Source organism: Azospirillum oleiclasticum (assembly GCF_013423485.1).
In the GTDB taxonomy this organism is placed as follows: domain Bacteria; phylum Pseudomonadota; class Alphaproteobacteria; order Azospirillales; family Azospirillaceae; genus Azospirillum; species Azospirillum oleiclasticum.
This window is the reverse complement of record NZ_JABFFR010000027.1, coordinates 147,101-161,054: the sequence shown is the minus strand read 5'-3', so window position 1 is coordinate 161,054 and position 13,954 is coordinate 147,101. Positions and strand designations below refer to the sequence as shown.

Here is a 13,954-nt window from a genome sequence, read left to right as displayed (position 1 = left end):
CTCACCTCCAGGTCTTGCGCTTCTTCCAGCGTCGGTCGCCCCTGACGCCGGTTTCCGCCTTGCCGAGGTAGAATTCCTTGACGTCCTCGCTCTCCATCAGGACCGCGCACGGCGCCTCCATCACCACGCGGCCGACCTCCATGACGTATCCGTGATCGGCCACCTCCAACGCGGCGCGGGCGTTCTGCTCCACCAGCAGGACGGTCACGCCCTGTTCGCGGTTGATGCGCCGGATGATCGCGAAGATGGTCCGGGTCAGAAGGGGCGACAGGCCGAGCGACGGCTCGTCCAGGATCATCAGCTTCGGGTTGCCCATGAACGCGCGCCCGATCGCCAGCATCTGCTGCTGGCCGCCGGACAGGAAGCCCGCCATGTCGCGATGCTTGGTCCGCAGGTCGGGGAAATAGCCGTAGACCGTCTCCAGATCGCGCGCGATGCCGGCCCGGTCGGAGCGGCCCCAGGCCCCCAGGGTCAAATTCTCGCCGACTGAGAGGAAGGGGAACACCTCGCGCCCTTCGGGCACATGGCCGATGCCGCGGCGCGCGACCTCGTCCGGGTCGCGGTTCTGGATCGGCTCGCCGCCGAACAGCACCTGCCCCTTGCGGCAGTCGATGGCGCCCGAGATGGTCTTCAGGAGCGTCGTCTTCCCGGCGCCGTTGGCACCCAGCACGGTGACGATGCTCCCCTCGGCGACCTTCAGGCTGACGCCGGCGATCGCCATGATCGGGCCGTAGAAGGTCTCCAGATTGCGGGTTTCCAGAAGGGGATCGCTCATGCCGCAGCCCCCAGATAGGCGGTCTGCACCCGCTCGTTGGACTGAACCTCCTCGACGCTGCCGACCGACAGCACCCGGCCGCCGGCCAGCGCCATCACGCGGTTGGCGATGCGGCCGACAAGGTTCATGTCGTGCTCCACCATCACGATGGTGACCCCCAACTCCTCCTTGATGTCCTTGAGCCAGAAGGACATGTCGGCCGTCTCCTCGGGATTGAGGCCGGAGGCCGGCTCGTCCAGCAGCAGGAGCTCGGGCTCGGCGCACAGCGCGCGGGCCAGCTCGACGTTCTTGCGGGCGCCATAGGGCAGGTCGCAGACCAGCGCGTCGCGCAGGTGCTGCATGTCCAGAAGGTCGAGGATCTCCTCCACCTTGCGGCGCGCGGCCCGTTCGCCGCGGCGCACGCCGGGCAGGAAGAGGAACTCCCGCCAAGCGCTGCGACGGACCCGCGAATGCCGGCCGACCAGCAGGTTCTGCAGCACGGTCGCCTTCTCGAACAGTTCGATGTTCTGGAAGGTGCGGGCGATGCCGAGGCGGACCACCTCGTGCGGCGGCAGCTCCAGGATCTCCCTGCCGTGGAACCGGATCGATCCGGCCCTCGCCGTATAGATCCGGCTGATCGCGTTGAAGATCGTGCTCTTCCCCGCGCCGTTCGGGCCGATGATGGCGAAGACCTCGCCCGGTTCGACGTGAAAGGAAACCTCGTCCAGGGCCTTGATCCCGCCGAAGGCGACGGTCAGCCCGTCCACTGTGAGGGTGCTCATCGGAATCGACCCGTCTTCAGATAGCGCTTCTGCCGGATGAAGGTGGCGCGCTTGTAGTAGGGATAGGTTTCCAGGAAGAGCCGCAGCTTGCGCCAACGGCCGTGGAGCCCGTCGGGCTCGAAGATGATGAAGGCGGCGATGAAGGCGCCGAAGATGAAGGATTCCAGCCCGGCTTGGCTGACCAGCCCGTCGGGCATGAGCGCGCGCAGCGCGTCGATGGCGTTGGGCAGGAACGAGACGAAGACCGCACCGAAGATGGCGCCGCTGATCGATCCGAGCCCGCCGACCACGATCATCAGCATGAGCTTCAGGGACATGCCGACACCGAAGGTTTCCGGCGAGAGGTATTGCAGCTGATGCGCCAAGAGGCCGCCCGCCACGCCCGCTATCAGCGCGCTGACGAAGAACGCGGTCATCTTGGCGCTGCGAACGTCGATCCCGAGGCTGCGGGCCGAGGTCTCGGAATCGCGCACCGCGATCATGGCGCGTCCGGTGGGGGCCCGCATGAGGTTCGCGACGCCCCAGACGAAGAACAGCAGCACGGCCAGGTACAGGTAGTGCTGCTGCCACGCCTCCTCCAGCGCCACCCCGAACAGGGCGATCCCCGGCACCGGCATGCCCATGTGTCCGCCGGTCACCGGCTCCATGGCGCCGATCACCGTTTCCATCACGATGGAAAAGGCCAGCGTGGCGATCGCCAGATAGAAGCCGTGCATGGCGCTGACCGCCCGCCCGAGCGCGGCGCCGACGCCGCCCGCGAGCAGGCCGGCCGCGGCCAGGGCCAGAGGGAACGGCACGCCGCGCGCGACCAGGACCGCGTGCACGTAGGCGCCGATCCCGACAAAGGCCGCGTGGCCGAAGGACACCTGCCCGGAAAAGCCGGTCAGCACCATCAACCCGATCCCGGCCAGCGCGAAGCTGAAGAAGATCGCCAGCTCCGACAGGTAGTAGGAGGAGAGCAGAAGCGGAGCGAGGATCGCCAGCGCGATCAACGCACCCACCCGCATCCGCTCACCCGGCAGGACCAGAAGGTCGATGTCCTGGTCGTAGCTGGTCTTGAACAGAACCCGCATGGGTCAGACCTTCTTCTGGTAGGTTTGCGGGATCAGCCCCTCGGGACGGACGAACAGCACGGCGAGCATGAGGATGTAGGCGTAGACACCCTTGAGCGGCGGGAACGCGTAGTCGAGGAACGGCTCGGCCACCCCGATGATCAGGCAGCCCATGAGCGCGCCCGGGATCGAGCCGAAGCCACCCACCACGGCCCCGGCGAACGCCTTGATGCCGAACAGGCTCATCTCGGTATCGACCTGGGTCACGGGCGCCATCATCAGACCGGCGACCGCCGCGACCATGGCGGCGATCGCCCAGACCAGCGACACCAGCCGTTTGACCGGGATGCGGCTGTAATAGGCGGCAAGCTGGTTCTGCGAGGCCGCCTGGATCGCCAGGCCCAACCTGGTGCGGCTGAAGAACAGCCAGAGAAGGCCGCAGATCAGCACGGTCGCCAGGATCACCGCGATCCGGTCGAGCCCGATGACGATGCCGCCGAAATGAACGTCGGTCTGGAACGGAGACGGCAGGCTGCGCGCGCCGTAGCCCCAGATCATGCCGGCCAGGGCCTTCAGCATCAGGCCGAGGGCCACCGTCAGGATGAAGACGCTGGCCTGGGATTCGCCGATGACGCGGCGCATCACCACCGCGTCCAGCAGATAACCGAAGACGCCCAGCGACAGGATTCCGAGCGCCGCGCCGAGCCAGAAGCCCAGACCGAGGAGCTCCGCAAAGGTCAGGACCGTGAACGCCCCCAACATCATCAGCTCGCCATGGGCGAAATTGACGATCTCCGTCGCGCGATAGATGAAGACAAAGCCGAGAGCGACCAGCGCATACCCGCAGCCCTGCGAGACGCCGATCAGCGAGAGCTGCGCGACATCGGACATTTCCATGTCACCCCTCCTCCCACCGGGTGTGGCCGTTCAGAGCGCGAACCCTCCCCCCACGATCACGACCTGGCCGGTGATGTAGTTGGATTCCGGCGTGCAGAAGAGATAGACGCCGTCCGCCGCCTCCTCGGGCGTGCCGGCGCGGCCGAGCGGGATCATCGCCGCGAACCCCTGCGCCACCTTGGGCGGCAGTCCGACATCGATGCGGTTGCCGCCGACGACGATCTGCTTCTTCTCCTCCGACGCCTCGGTCAGGCGCGTCTCGATGAAACCGAAGGCGACGCAGTTGACGTTGACCTTCAGCCGCCCCCATTCCTTGGCCAGCGACTTGGTCAGGCCCAGCACCGCCGATTTGGCCGAGGCGTAGTTGGCCTGCCCCACGTTGCCGCCGACCCCGGCCACGGAGGAGATGTTGACGACCTTGCGGAACACCTCGTGGCCCGCCTCGGCCTCCGCCTTCGCCATCCTGCGGATCGGATCGGCGGCGGCGCGCAGGATGCGGAAGGGTGCCTTGACGTGGACGTCCATCATCGCGTCGAACTGTTCGTCGGTCATCCTGCCGATCAGCGAATCCCAGGTGTAGCCGGCGTTGTTGACGATGATGTCGATACCGCCGAAGGTCTCCAGCCCGGTGCCGATGAAACGCTCGGCGAACCCGTCGGCGCTCACGCTGCCGGCCACCGCCACCGCCTCGCCCCCGCGGGCACGGATCGCCGCGACGACCTCGTCGGCGGGATCGGCATCGAGGTCGTTGACCACCACCCGCGCACCTTCCGAGGCGAGTTTCAGCGCCAGCGCCCGGCCGATCCCACGGCCCGACCCGGTGACGTAGGCGGTCTTTCCTGCAATCTTGCCCATGGTCATTGCCCGTCTCATTCGATGTCGAGGGACCGCGCGATCACTTCGCGCATGATCTCGTTGGTTCCGGCGAAGATGCGCTGGACGCGCGCATCGGCGTAGATTTCGGCGATGCGGTATTCGTTCATGTAACCGTAGCCGCCATGCAGTTGCAGGCAGTTGTCGGCGATGCGGCCGAGCATTTCGGTGCCCCAGTACTTCGCCATGGCGGCCCGTTCGGCGGTCAGCCGGCCCTCCTCCAGCTCGACCGTCAGCCGGTCCAGGAAGGCGGCGAAGATTTCGATCTCCGTCTTGGCTTCGGCCAGCCTGAAGCGGGTGTTCTGGAAATCCATGATGCGCTGCCCGAAGGCCTTCCGCTCGCGCACATAGGCCAGCGTATCGTCCAGCGCGCATTGGGCGTTGCCGATCGCGCAGTAGGAGATCAGCAGCCGCTCCCACACGAGCTGCTTCATCAACTGGTAGAAGCCCTGCCCTTCCTCCGTCCCCAACAGATTGGTCCGCGGCACGCGCACCTCGTCGAAGAACAGCTCCGAGGTGTCCTGCCTTTTCATCCCGATCTTGTCGAGGTTGCGACCGCGGCGGAAGCCGGCCGCCTCGGCGGTCTCCACCCCGATCAGCGAGATGCCCCGCGTTCCGGCCGCCGGATCGGTCTTCGCCACCACCAGGATGAAGTCGGCGGTCAGGCCGTTGGTGATGAAGGTCTTCGAGCCGTTGATGATGTACCCGTTGCCGTCCGGCTTCGCGGTGGTCCGCACCGCCTTGAGGTCGGACCCGGTGCCGGGCTCGGTCATCGCGATGGCGCCGACCCACTCGCCCGACGCCAGCTTCGGCAGCCAGCCGGCCTTCTGCTCGCGCGTGCCGTAGGCGTTGACGTAGTGGACGACGATGCTGTGGACGAAGGTTCCCCAGCCCATGTCGCCGATGCGCGCCTGCTCCAGGAAGGTCACCAGATCGAAGGACAGCGGCAGGCCGGAGCCGCCGAACTCCTCCGGGATGGTGGCACCGAGGATGCCGAGCGCGCCGGCCTTCTCCCAGAAGGCGTGCGGGATCTGGCCGGCCTTGGTCCAGGCGGCCCGGTTGGGTTCATACTCCTCGGCCAGGAAACGGCGCACGCTCGCGGCGAAGGCGCGGTGTTCCTCGGTCATCCATTGGAATTCGAGCATCCGTCCCTCCCTCATGCCACCCGGAGGACCGCTTCGCCGGCCAGCGTCCTGACGCCGCCGTCGATCTCCGCGGTCAGCGCCACCCGCAGGCGCGGTTCACCATTCCTCTCGAAGCGCTCCACCACCTCGCCGCGGCAGGTCACGGTGGCGCCCACCGGTGTGATGGCGAGGAAGCGGGTGGACAGGCTTTCGACACGCCCCAGCCCGGCCCACCGGGTGACGACGCGGGCGAGTTCGGCCATCGACAGCATGCCATGGGCGAAGACGTCCTCCAGCCCGGCCTTCCTGGCGAAGTCGATGTCGATGTGGGCCGGGTTGTGGTCACCCGAGGCGCCGGCATAGAGCGCCAGCGTCGTCCGCGTGATCGGGCCGAACAGCACGGGGGCAAGCGCGTCGCCGGGGCCGGCGTTCGCAAGATCGGTCATTCCTGGTTTCTCCCTCAGCCCAGCCGGTGCAGGACGCTGCGCGTGATCGTCACCAGCGGGCCACGCACGGGGTGGCTGATCAGCGTGCGCAGGTGGGCGAACTCCAGCGCCCCGCCCTTCTTGTCCTCGAAACCGACCACGTCGGTCTGGACCGTCAGCACGTCACCCGCGAAGACCAGGCCACCGTAGTCGTAGCGTTCCTCCCCATGCAGGAGCCGCCGGAAATCGCTGTTGATCAGGGTAAGCCCGCCCATGCCGCCGCGCTTCTCGATCAGCCGCCCGGCTTCCAGGTCGATCACGATGGCGAAGGTGGCCGGGGCGACGACGTCGGGGTAGCCGGCGGCGCGGGCCGCCTCCCGGTCGAGGTGGATCGGGTCGGTCTCCCCCACGGTTTCGGCGAAGAAGATCACCCGGCCGGCCTCGACCTCGAAGTCCACGGCCTCGGTTCGGGCGCCCCGCGTGGAGCGGTCGAAAATACCCCTGGGATTGCCTTGCACCGTCGCATCAGGCACCATTCCGTCTCCTCCCCTCCATCTGTTCCGGTCAGGCCGTCTGGTAGAGCGTCACCACGCAGGCGCCACCCAGACCGAGATTGTGCTGGAGCGCCGTCCGTGCCCCCTCCACCTGCCGTGGGCCGGCGGTGCCGCGGAGCTGGTGGGTCAGCTCGAAACATTGCGCCAGCCCGGTGGCGCCCAGCGGATGCCCCTTCGACAGCAGCCCGCCCGACGGGTTGGTCACCACCCGGCCGCCATAGCTGTTGTCGCCGTCGGCGATGAACTTCGACGCCCCACCCTCCGGGCACAGGCCGAGCCCCTCGTAGGTGATCAGTTCGTTCTGGGCGAAGCAGTCGTGCAGTTCCACGACGTCCAGGTCACCGGGCCCTGTTCCGGCCGCCTCGTAGACCTGCCGGGCCGCGGCGGCGGTCATGTCGTAACCGACGAGCCGCATCATGTCCCGGCTGTCGAATGTGCTGGGGGTGTCGGTGGTCATCGCCTGGGCGGCGATCCGCACCCGCCCGTCGATGCCACGCCGTGCCGCGAAATCCGGCGACACCAGCACCGCCGCCGCCGCACCACAGGTCGGCGGACAGGCCATCAGGCGGTGCATGACTCCCGGCCACAGGACGGGAGAGGCCATCACCTCCTCGGCGGTGACCTGCTTGCGGAACAGCGCCAGCGGGTTGTTCGCCGCATGCCGGCTGGCCTTGGCGCGGATGCGCGCGAAATCCTCCAGCGTCGAGCCGTGGCGGTCGTTGTGCGCCTTGCCGGCGCCGCCGAAATAACGCAGCGCGAGCGGCACCTCCGCATGGCCGACCAGCGCATCGCAGGTGGCATCGAACGCGTCGAAGGGGCTGGGACGGTCGTCGAAGACGCTGGCGATGGCGCCCGGCTTCATCTGCTCGAAGCCGAGCGCCAGCACGCAGTCGGCGATGCCGTGTTCGATCGCCTGCCGCGCCAGGAAGAGGGCGGTGGAGCCGGTGGAGCAGTTGTTGTTGACGTTGACCACGGGGATACCGGTCATGCCGACCCGGTACAGCGCCTTCTGCCCGCAGGCGCTGTCGCCGTAGACGTAACCGGCGTAGGCCTGACGGACATCCGCAAAGTCCAGCCCCGCATCGATCAGTGCCTGGCTGGCGGCGAGCGCCCCCATGACGTCATAGCTCTCGGACGCGCCGGGTTTGGCGAAGGGGATCATGCCGACGCCGGCGACAATCGGAGCTGTGTTTCGGGCACCTGCCATGGCGGTCTCCACCCCAATGTTCCGTTCGTGATGCAAACGATTTTGGCATTGCCTCCGCCATAAAGCCAATGCAAGTTAGTCCTGTAATATTCCATTCAGGAATGCCTCGTCATGAATCTCAGCAAGCTCCGCCACGTCATCGCCGTGGAGCGGACCGGCTCGATCACCAAGGCGTCGGAGATGATGAACGTCACCCAGTCGGCGGTGACGAAGAGCGTGGCGGACGTCGAGCGCGAGATCGGTTATGCCCTGTTCACCCGGCACGCCCGCGGCGTGTCGACGACCGAGATGGGCAGCGCCTTCATAGCCCGCGCCGCGCGCATCCTGGCCGACATGGACCAGCTGATCGAGGACGCGCAGGCCAGACGCCAGCAGCGCGAGGCGCTGCTGCGGGTCGGGATCGCGCCATCATCCCTGGAAGGGCTGCTGAACCGGGCGGTGCGGTCGTTGATCCGGAAATACCCGGACTACCGGGTCCAGCTGCATGGTGTTCCGGTGGAACGGGGCATCCAGATGCTTCGCCAGGGCGATCTCGACATTTGCCTGGGACCGCTCGACCGCCTATCGGCCGAGAGCGGTTTCACGTGCGAACCGTTGGGCATGCTCAATGGACGGCTGTTCGTACGGAAGGTTCATCCGCTGACCCGCCTGGAGAAGCCCCGCGCCGACGAAATCAACCGATACCCGATCATCATCCCCGATCTCAGCGGCGCCTATGTCGACCGGATCCTCGCCCTGGTGCCGTCGGAGCAGGCGCCGCCGTCGCTCAGGGTCCATATCCTGGAGAACTTCCCGATGGTGACGGAGATCGTCGGCACGACGGACACCATCGGCGTGGTCAGCGCCGGCTACGCGCAGAGCCGCACCTTCAAGGCCCGGTTCACCACCATTCCCTACGACCTGGGGGAACCGATGCCGATCGCCGCCGCGTCGCGCAAGGAATGGCTGCCAACGCGACCGATGAAACACTTCATGGCCGCCATCCAGGCCCACCCCCCGATCGGCTACGAGCCCCGCGCGAGTTCCGGAACACCGTGCCGGCCGGAGGCGGGGCCGGCCGTCACGCCCCGGTGAAACGCGGCTGGCGCCGCTCCTTGAAGGCGGCGACGCCCGCGGAGAAATCGTCGGTGGCGAACGCCAGGGCCTGGGTGGCCGCCTCGATCTCCAGCAGGGAGTGGAGGGAGCCCGTCATTCCCTGTGCGAGCAGGCGCTTCGTCAGGCCCAGCGCGCGGGTCGGCCCCTTGGCAAGCTGGCCGGCGATCTCGAGAACGGACCGGTCGAAGGAGTCCGCGTCGAACACGCGGCTGACCAGCCCAAGCGCCAGGGCCTCCTCCGCCGTCAGGGTCCGGTTGGTGAGAAGAAGGTCGTTCGCGACCGGATGACCAACCGCCCGCGGCAGCGTGTAGGCAAGGCCGAGGTCCGGCACCGCCCCCAGCCGGGGAAAGGCGGCCTGGAACCTGGCCTGTCGGCTGGCGACGACGATGTCGGCGAGGAGCGCCAGCGACAGACCGGCACCAACGGCCGCTCCGTTGACGGCGCCGATCAGCGGCTTCTCGATCGCGCCCAGCGACGCTGCCCACGCCTGCATGCGCCGCAGATAGTCGCGCACCATGTTCGGATCGCTCATGACGATGACGTCGAGGTCGCCGCCGGCACAGAAGGCGTTTCCAGTGCCCGTGATGACGATGCAGCGGACCGCCGGATCGCCCGCTGCGGCGGAGAGTGCCGAAACCAGCCCCTCGACCAGCGCGTCGGACAGCGCGTTCATCCGCGCCGGATCGTTCAGGCGGATCACGGCCACGTTGTCCCGCAGCTCGGCGTCGACCAGTGCCACGGCTTGCCTCCCTTGTCGTTGCCATAAGTGATTTATGGATCGCAGTTCATACACGCGCTGCCGCCGCGGGACAAGGGGTGACGGGCAAGGAGGCAGGGCACGCCTGGTCGGCAGGGCCTCCGATCCTCCGCCGGAAGGATGAAAACGGCGCGCGCCGGCCCGAACCTGCGGCCGGGCGAATGAACAGGTCACCGTCGCGTCCTGCAAGGCGGGCCGGGGTGCCGCAAACCTTCGTATGGTTGCCGGATCCCGGCGGCGACGGTTAGCCTTCGGGGCGACACCATCGTGGGGGGAGCGAGATCCATGAGCACCCGGTTCGACGCCATCGTCATCGGGTCCGGCCAGGCCGGGCCGCCCCTGGCCGGGCGCCTGACGGCCGCCGGCATGAGCGTGGCGCTCGTCGAGCGCCACCGCTTCGGCGGCACCTGCGTCAACACCGGCTGCATTCCCACCAAGACGCTGGTCGCCAGCGCCCGCGTCGCCCGGATGGCGCGCCGCGCGGCGGAGTACGGCGTGGTGCTGGACGGCCCGGTGCGGGTGGACATGGCCCGGGTGAAGGCGCGCAAGGACGCCGTGTCCGGCCGCTCCCGCACGAACGTGGAGCGCTGGCTGCGGGGCATGACGGGCTGCACCGTCTTCCAAGGCCATGCGCGGTTCGAATCCGCGGACACGATCCGGGTCGGCGACGACCGTCTGACCGCCGGGCGCATCTTCATCAACGTCGGCGGACGCGCGGCGGTGCCGGATCTGCCGGGCGTGGACAGGATCCGGCCCCTGACCAGCGGCACGATCCTCGACCTCGACACGCTGCCGCGCCACCTGGTGGTCGTCGGCGGCAGCTACATCGGGCTGGAGTTCGCGCAGATGTACCGCCGCTTCGGCAGCGAAGTGACCGTCGTCGAACGGGGGCCGCGGCTGATCCCGCGCGAGGACCCGGACGTGTCCGACGGCATCCGCGACATCCTGGAACGCGAGGGCGTGTCGATCCGCCTGTCGGCCGAGTGCATCCGCTTCGCCCCGCAGGGCGACGGGGTGGCGGTCGCCGTCGACTGCACCGCCGGCGCACCGGAGGTCGCGGGCAGCCACGTCCTGCTGGCGGTCGGGCGCCGTCCCAACACCGACGACCTCGCCCTCGACCGGGCCGGCGTGGTGACCGATGCGCGCGGCTACATCACCGTCGATGACCAGCTCCGCACCAGCGTCCCTGGTATCTGGGCGCTGGGCGACTGCAATGGCCGCGGCGCCTTCACCCACACCGCCTACAACGACTTCGAGATCGTCGCGGCGAACATCCTCGACGGCGACCCGCGCCGCGTCACCGACCGTATTCCGGCCTACGCCCTCTACGTCGATCCCCCGCTGGGGCGGGTCGGCCTGACCAACGAGGAGGTGCGGCGGTCCGGACGGCGGGCGCTGACCGGCATGCGCCCGATGACGCGGGTGGGCCGGGCGGTCGAGAAGGGCGAGGAGCAGGGCTTCATGAAGATTACGGTGGACGCCGACACGCAGGAGATCCTGGGCGCGGCCATCCTCGGCCCCGGCGGCGACGAGGCGATCCACGCCGTGCTCGCCACCATGCAGGCCAAGGCGCCCTACCCCACCCTGCAGCGCTCCGTGCACATCCACCCGACGGTGTCGGAGCTGATCCCGACCCTGCTCGGCGAACTGAGGCCGCTGACGTGATGGATCGTCGACGTGCAGATGCCGGGGCTGACGAGATCCTCATCGCCAACGGCCGCACGGCGCTCGACACGACGGCTTCCCGGTCGCCGACGGGGCGGTGGGCGGAACCTGGCAGAACCCTCTCGCAAGGCTGCGATCCACCCGACGCTCCCATCCTGCGCGGGATTCCCTTTGACATTTCATGATGGTCGTCATCATTGTTTTTGATGATGTCCGTCATTTAACGTCGAGCCCGCTCGGCGTGCGGCGGCGCCCCTTGCCGGAGCCATCGTCCATGTCCGCTCACGATCCCGTCCACGCCGATCCCGCCCACGCCGATCCCGCCCACACCGATCCCGTCGTCATCGTGTCCGCCGCGCGAACGCCGCTGGGCCGCTTCCAGGGTGACCTCGCGACACTGCCCGCCGCGGCGCTGGGCGCCCATGCCGTCAAGGCGGTGCTCGACCGGGCCGGTGTCGATCCCGGCCGCATCGACGAGGTTCTGCTGGGTTGCGTCCTCCCCGCCGGGCAGGGCCAGGCGCCGGCCCGGCAGGCGGCCCGCGGCGCCGGGCTGCCGGACCACACCGGCGCCACCACCGTCAACAAGGTTTGCGGTTCGGGCATGAAGGCGACCATGCTGGCCCATGACCTGATCCTGGCCGGCTCGGCGGAGATGGTGGTTGCCGGCGGCATGGAATCCATGTCGAACGCTCCGTATCTGCTCGCCAAGGCGCGCGGCGGTTACCGGATCGGGCACGACCGCCTGCTCGACCATCTCATGCTCGACGGGCTGGAGGACGCCTACGAGGGTGGCCGGCCCATGGGCGATTTCGGCGAGGCGACCGCCCAGGCCTACGGTTTCAGCCGCGCGGAGCAGGACGCCTACGCCATCGAGACGCTGATCCGCGCCCGCGGTGCGGTGGAGGGTGGCGCCTTCACGGCGGAGATCGCCCCCGTCCCCATCGCCGCGAAGGGCGGGGAACGGCTGGTCGATCGCGACGAGAACCCGCTGAAGGTCTCGCCGGAGAAGATCGCCGGCCTGAAGCCGGCCTTCCGCCGGGACGGCACGATCACCGCCGCCAGCTCGTCGGCCAACGCCGACGGCGCCGCGGCTCTGGTCCTCACCCGCCGCTCCATCGCCGAGCGCGAGGGGCTGCCCGTTCTGGCGGTGATCCGCGGGCATGCCACCCACAGCCAGGACCCGGCCTGGTTCACCACCGCCCCGATCCCGGCGATCCGCAAGCTGCTGGACAAGGTCGGCTGGTCGGTCGGCGACGTCGACCTGTTCGAGATCAACGAGGCCTTCGCGGTGGTCGCCATGGCCGCCCAGCGCGACCTCGCCATTCCGCGCGAGCGCCTCAACGTCAACGGCGGGGCCTGCGCGCTCGGCCATCCGATCGGCGCCACCGGCGCCCGGCTGATCGTCACGCTGCTCCACGCCCTGGCGGCGCGGGGGCTGAGCCGCGGCATTGCCTCACTGTGCATCGGCGGCGGCGAGGCGACCGCCATCGCCGTCGAACGGCCGTGACCCCCGCCCGCCCGATCCGATGAGGAACACCGCCTTGTCCACCATGGAACAGACCGCGGACTCCGGCGTCGACGCCGTCGGCGGACGCCGGCTCACCGCCGGGGTGCTGGCGCTGCTGGCCGGTCTCGCCGCCATCGGCACGCTCTCCACCACGATCATCCTTCCCTCCTTCTCCTCGATCGGCGCCAGCCTGGGCGTCAACGCGCGCGACCTCGGCCTGACGCTCTCCAGCTTCTTCATGGCCTTCGCTGTGGGGCAGCTCGTGGTCGGACCCTTGTCCGACCGCTTCGGCCGCCGTCTTCCGGTGCTGGGCGGGCTGGCCGTCTTCCTGATCGGCAGCGCGGTCTGCGCGTCGGCGGACAGCATGACGGTCCTCATCCTGGGGCGGGTGGTGCAGGCGCTGGGCGTCTGCGCGGCGTCGGTGCTGTCGCGCGCCATCGCGCGGGATCTCTTCGACGGCGAGGCGCTGGCGCGGGTGCTGGCGCTGACCATGGTCGCCATGGCCGCGGCGCCCGGCTTCTCGCCGCTGCTGGGCGGCGCGCTCGACGCGCTGTTCGGCTGGCGGGCGGCCTTCGTGCTGGTCGGCGTGATGGCGGCGCTGCTCGCCGCCTTCTACGCGCTTGGCACGGGTGAGACGCATCCCCCCGACCGGCGGTCGGCCTGGACACCGTCGGCGGTCGGGTCCGCCTACGGCCGGCTGCTGACCGACCGGCGCTTCATCCTGCCGGCGCTCTCGGTCAGCCTCGTGATCGGCGGGCTCTACGCCTTCTTCGGCGCCGCCCCGGCGATCCTGATGACCGCTCTGGGCTTCTCGCCCCTGCAGCTCGGGCTGTTCTTCGCGGCCACGGTCTTCGTGGTGTTCGGCGCCGGGCTGCTCGCCCCGCGGCTTGCCCACCGGTGGACGGCACCCCGTGTGGCGACGGCCGGGATCCTGCTGTGCCTGGCCGGCGGGGTGATCCTTCTGGGCGGGGGCGGCACGGCGGACCTCACGCTCTTCACGGTCGCCATCGCGGTGTTCCTGTTCGGCATGGGCCTCGTCAACCCGCTGGGCACGGCGATCGCGCTGCATCCCTTCGGGCGGCAGGCGGGACTCGCGTCGGCGCTGCTGGGGTTCCTCCAGATGGTCTGCGCGGCGGCCGGCGCCGCACTCGCCACCGCCCTGCCGCAGCCACCCGTGGGTGCGCTCGCCATCACCATGGCCGGCGCCGCGGCCCTCTCCTTGCTGGCGTTCCTCGGCCTGCGCGCATCCCCGGCGCGCTGAC

14 protein-coding genes are annotated in these 13,954 nt (G+C 69.1%); 4 read left to right on the top strand and 10 right to left on the bottom strand.

Features of this window, described 5'->3' with window-relative positions; genetic code table 11:
- Nucleotide 1: 1 nt before the first annotated feature.
- From HL658_RS24925 to HL658_RS24885, 9 genes are read right to left on the bottom strand one after another with little or no spacing between them, the layout of a single operon-like run.
- Nucleotides 2-775 (bottom strand): ABC transporter ATP-binding protein, encoded by a 774-nt coding sequence (locus HL658_RS24925; RefSeq protein WP_180283835.1) that lies wholly within the window; start codon nt 773-775, stop codon nt 2-4.
- Entirely contained in the window at nt 772-1,536 is a 765-nt protein-coding gene (locus HL658_RS24920; protein WP_180283834.1) for an ABC transporter ATP-binding protein, read from the bottom strand. The genes HL658_RS24925 and HL658_RS24920 overlap by 4 nt, the downstream gene beginning before the upstream one ends.
- Nucleotides 1,533-2,609, bottom strand: a complete 1,077-nt coding sequence (locus HL658_RS24915) for a branched-chain amino acid ABC transporter permease (RefSeq protein WP_180283833.1) — start codon at nt 2,607-2,609, stop codon at nt 1,533-1,535. Before HL658_RS24915 ends, HL658_RS24920 begins: the two co-directional genes overlap by 4 nt.
- 3 nt (nt 2,610-2,612) lie before the next feature.
- Nucleotides 2,613-3,485: a branched-chain amino acid ABC transporter permease gene (locus tag HL658_RS24910; protein WP_211109840.1), complete on the bottom strand. Its 873-nt coding sequence runs from the start codon at nt 3,483-3,485 to the stop codon at nt 2,613-2,615.
- 30 nt (nt 3,486-3,515) lie between these two features.
- Nucleotides 3,516-4,346 (bottom strand): SDR family NAD(P)-dependent oxidoreductase, encoded by an 831-nt coding sequence (locus tag HL658_RS24905; RefSeq protein WP_246337841.1) that lies wholly within the window; start codon nt 4,344-4,346, stop codon nt 3,516-3,518.
- Between the two features lie 8 nt (nt 4,347-4,354).
- Entirely contained in the window at nt 4,355-5,503 is a 1,149-nt protein-coding gene (locus HL658_RS24900; RefSeq protein ID WP_180283832.1) for an acyl-CoA dehydrogenase family protein, read from the bottom strand.
- A gap of 11 nt (nt 5,504-5,514) precedes the next feature.
- Complete coding sequence (locus HL658_RS24895; RefSeq protein WP_180283831.1) at nt 5,515-5,928, bottom strand: MaoC/PaaZ C-terminal domain-containing protein; 414 nt, start codon at nt 5,926-5,928, stop codon at nt 5,515-5,517.
- Nucleotides 5,929-5,942: 14 nt separating this feature from the next.
- Nucleotides 5,943-6,443, bottom strand: a complete 501-nt coding sequence (locus HL658_RS24890; protein ID WP_180283830.1) for an FAS1-like dehydratase domain-containing protein — start codon at nt 6,441-6,443, stop codon at nt 5,943-5,945.
- A 28-nt stretch (nt 6,444-6,471) separates the two neighbouring features.
- A complete protein-coding gene (locus HL658_RS24885; RefSeq protein ID WP_180283829.1) occupies nt 6,472-7,668 on the bottom strand; it encodes a lipid-transfer protein in 1,197 nt (398 codons plus the stop codon).
- Nucleotides 7,669-7,779: 111 nt separating this feature from the next.
- On the opposite strand from HL658_RS24885, the gene HL658_RS24880 reads away from it, so the two are divergent.
- Nucleotides 7,780-8,742, top strand: a complete 963-nt coding sequence (locus tag HL658_RS24880) for a LysR family transcriptional regulator (protein WP_180283828.1) — start codon at nt 7,780-7,782, stop codon at nt 8,740-8,742.
- On the opposite strand, the gene HL658_RS24875 is transcribed toward HL658_RS24880, so the two are convergent.
- A complete protein-coding gene (locus tag HL658_RS24875) occupies nt 8,729-9,502 on the bottom strand; it encodes an enoyl-CoA hydratase/isomerase family protein (protein WP_211109839.1) in 774 nt (257 codons plus the stop codon). The two genes, HL658_RS24880 and HL658_RS24875, sit on opposite strands and share 14 nt — an antisense overlap.
- Nucleotides 9,503-9,805: 303 nt before the next feature.
- Between HL658_RS24875 and HL658_RS24870 the strand changes: the two genes are divergently transcribed.
- From HL658_RS24870 to HL658_RS24860, 3 genes are all read left to right on the top strand, one after another.
- Nucleotides 9,806-11,185 (top strand): FAD-containing oxidoreductase, encoded by a 1,380-nt coding sequence (locus HL658_RS24870; RefSeq protein ID WP_180283827.1) that lies wholly within the window; start codon nt 9,806-9,808, stop codon nt 11,183-11,185.
- Nucleotides 11,186-11,459: 274 nt separating this feature from the next.
- Nucleotides 11,460-12,692 carry an acetyl-CoA C-acyltransferase gene (locus HL658_RS24865; RefSeq protein WP_180283826.1) on the top strand — a complete coding sequence of 411 codons (1,233 nt, stop codon included), beginning with the start codon at nt 11,460-11,462 and terminating at the stop codon, nt 12,690-12,692.
- Nucleotides 12,693-12,711: 19 nt separating this feature from the next.
- Entirely contained in the window at nt 12,712-13,953 is a 1,242-nt protein-coding gene (locus HL658_RS24860) for a multidrug effflux MFS transporter (protein ID WP_180283825.1), read from the top strand.
- Nucleotide 13,954 lies beyond the last annotated feature (1 nt).

Bases quoted from the DNA above. Each gene is read 5' to 3' on its own strand.
- HL658_RS24915 (WP_180283833.1), bottom strand. From the start codon at position 2,609: ATGCGGGTTCTGTTCAAGACCAGCTACGACCAGGACATCGACCTTCTG.
- HL658_RS24885 (WP_180283829.1), bottom strand. From the start codon at position 7,668: ATGGCAGGTGCCCGAAACACAGCTCCGATTGTCGCCGGCGTCGGCATG.
- HL658_RS24890 (WP_180283830.1), bottom strand. From the start codon at position 6,443: ATGGTGCCTGATGCGACGGTGCAAGGCAATCCCAGGGGTATTTTCGAC.
- HL658_RS24895 (WP_180283831.1), bottom strand. From the start codon at position 5,928: ATGACCGATCTTGCGAACGCCGGCCCCGGCGACGCGCTTGCCCCCGTG.
- HL658_RS24905 (WP_246337841.1), bottom strand. From the start codon at position 4,346: ATGACCATGGGCAAGATTGCAGGAAAGACCGCCTACGTCACCGGGTCG.
- HL658_RS24880 (WP_180283828.1), top strand. From the start codon at position 7,780: ATGAATCTCAGCAAGCTCCGCCACGTCATCGCCGTGGAGCGGACCGGC.
- HL658_RS24900 (WP_180283832.1), bottom strand. From the start codon at position 5,503: ATGCTCGAATTCCAATGGATGACCGAGGAACACCGCGCCTTCGCCGCG.
- HL658_RS24925 (WP_180283835.1), bottom strand. From the start codon at position 775: ATGAGCGATCCCCTTCTGGAAACCCGCAATCTGGAGACCTTCTACGGC.
- HL658_RS24920 (WP_180283834.1), bottom strand. From the start codon at position 1,536: ATGAGCACCCTCACAGTGGACGGGCTGACCGTCGCCTTCGGCGGGATC.
- HL658_RS24860 (WP_180283825.1), top strand. From the start codon at position 12,712: ATGAGGAACACCGCCTTGTCCACCATGGAACAGACCGCGGACTCCGGC.
- HL658_RS24910 (WP_211109840.1), bottom strand. From the start codon at position 3,485: ATGGAAATGTCCGATGTCGCGCAGCTCTCGCTGATCGGCGTCTCGCAG.
- HL658_RS24865 (WP_180283826.1), top strand. From the start codon at position 11,460: ATGTCCGCTCACGATCCCGTCCACGCCGATCCCGCCCACGCCGATCCC.
- HL658_RS24870 (WP_180283827.1), top strand. From the start codon at position 9,806: ATGAGCACCCGGTTCGACGCCATCGTCATCGGGTCCGGCCAGGCCGGG.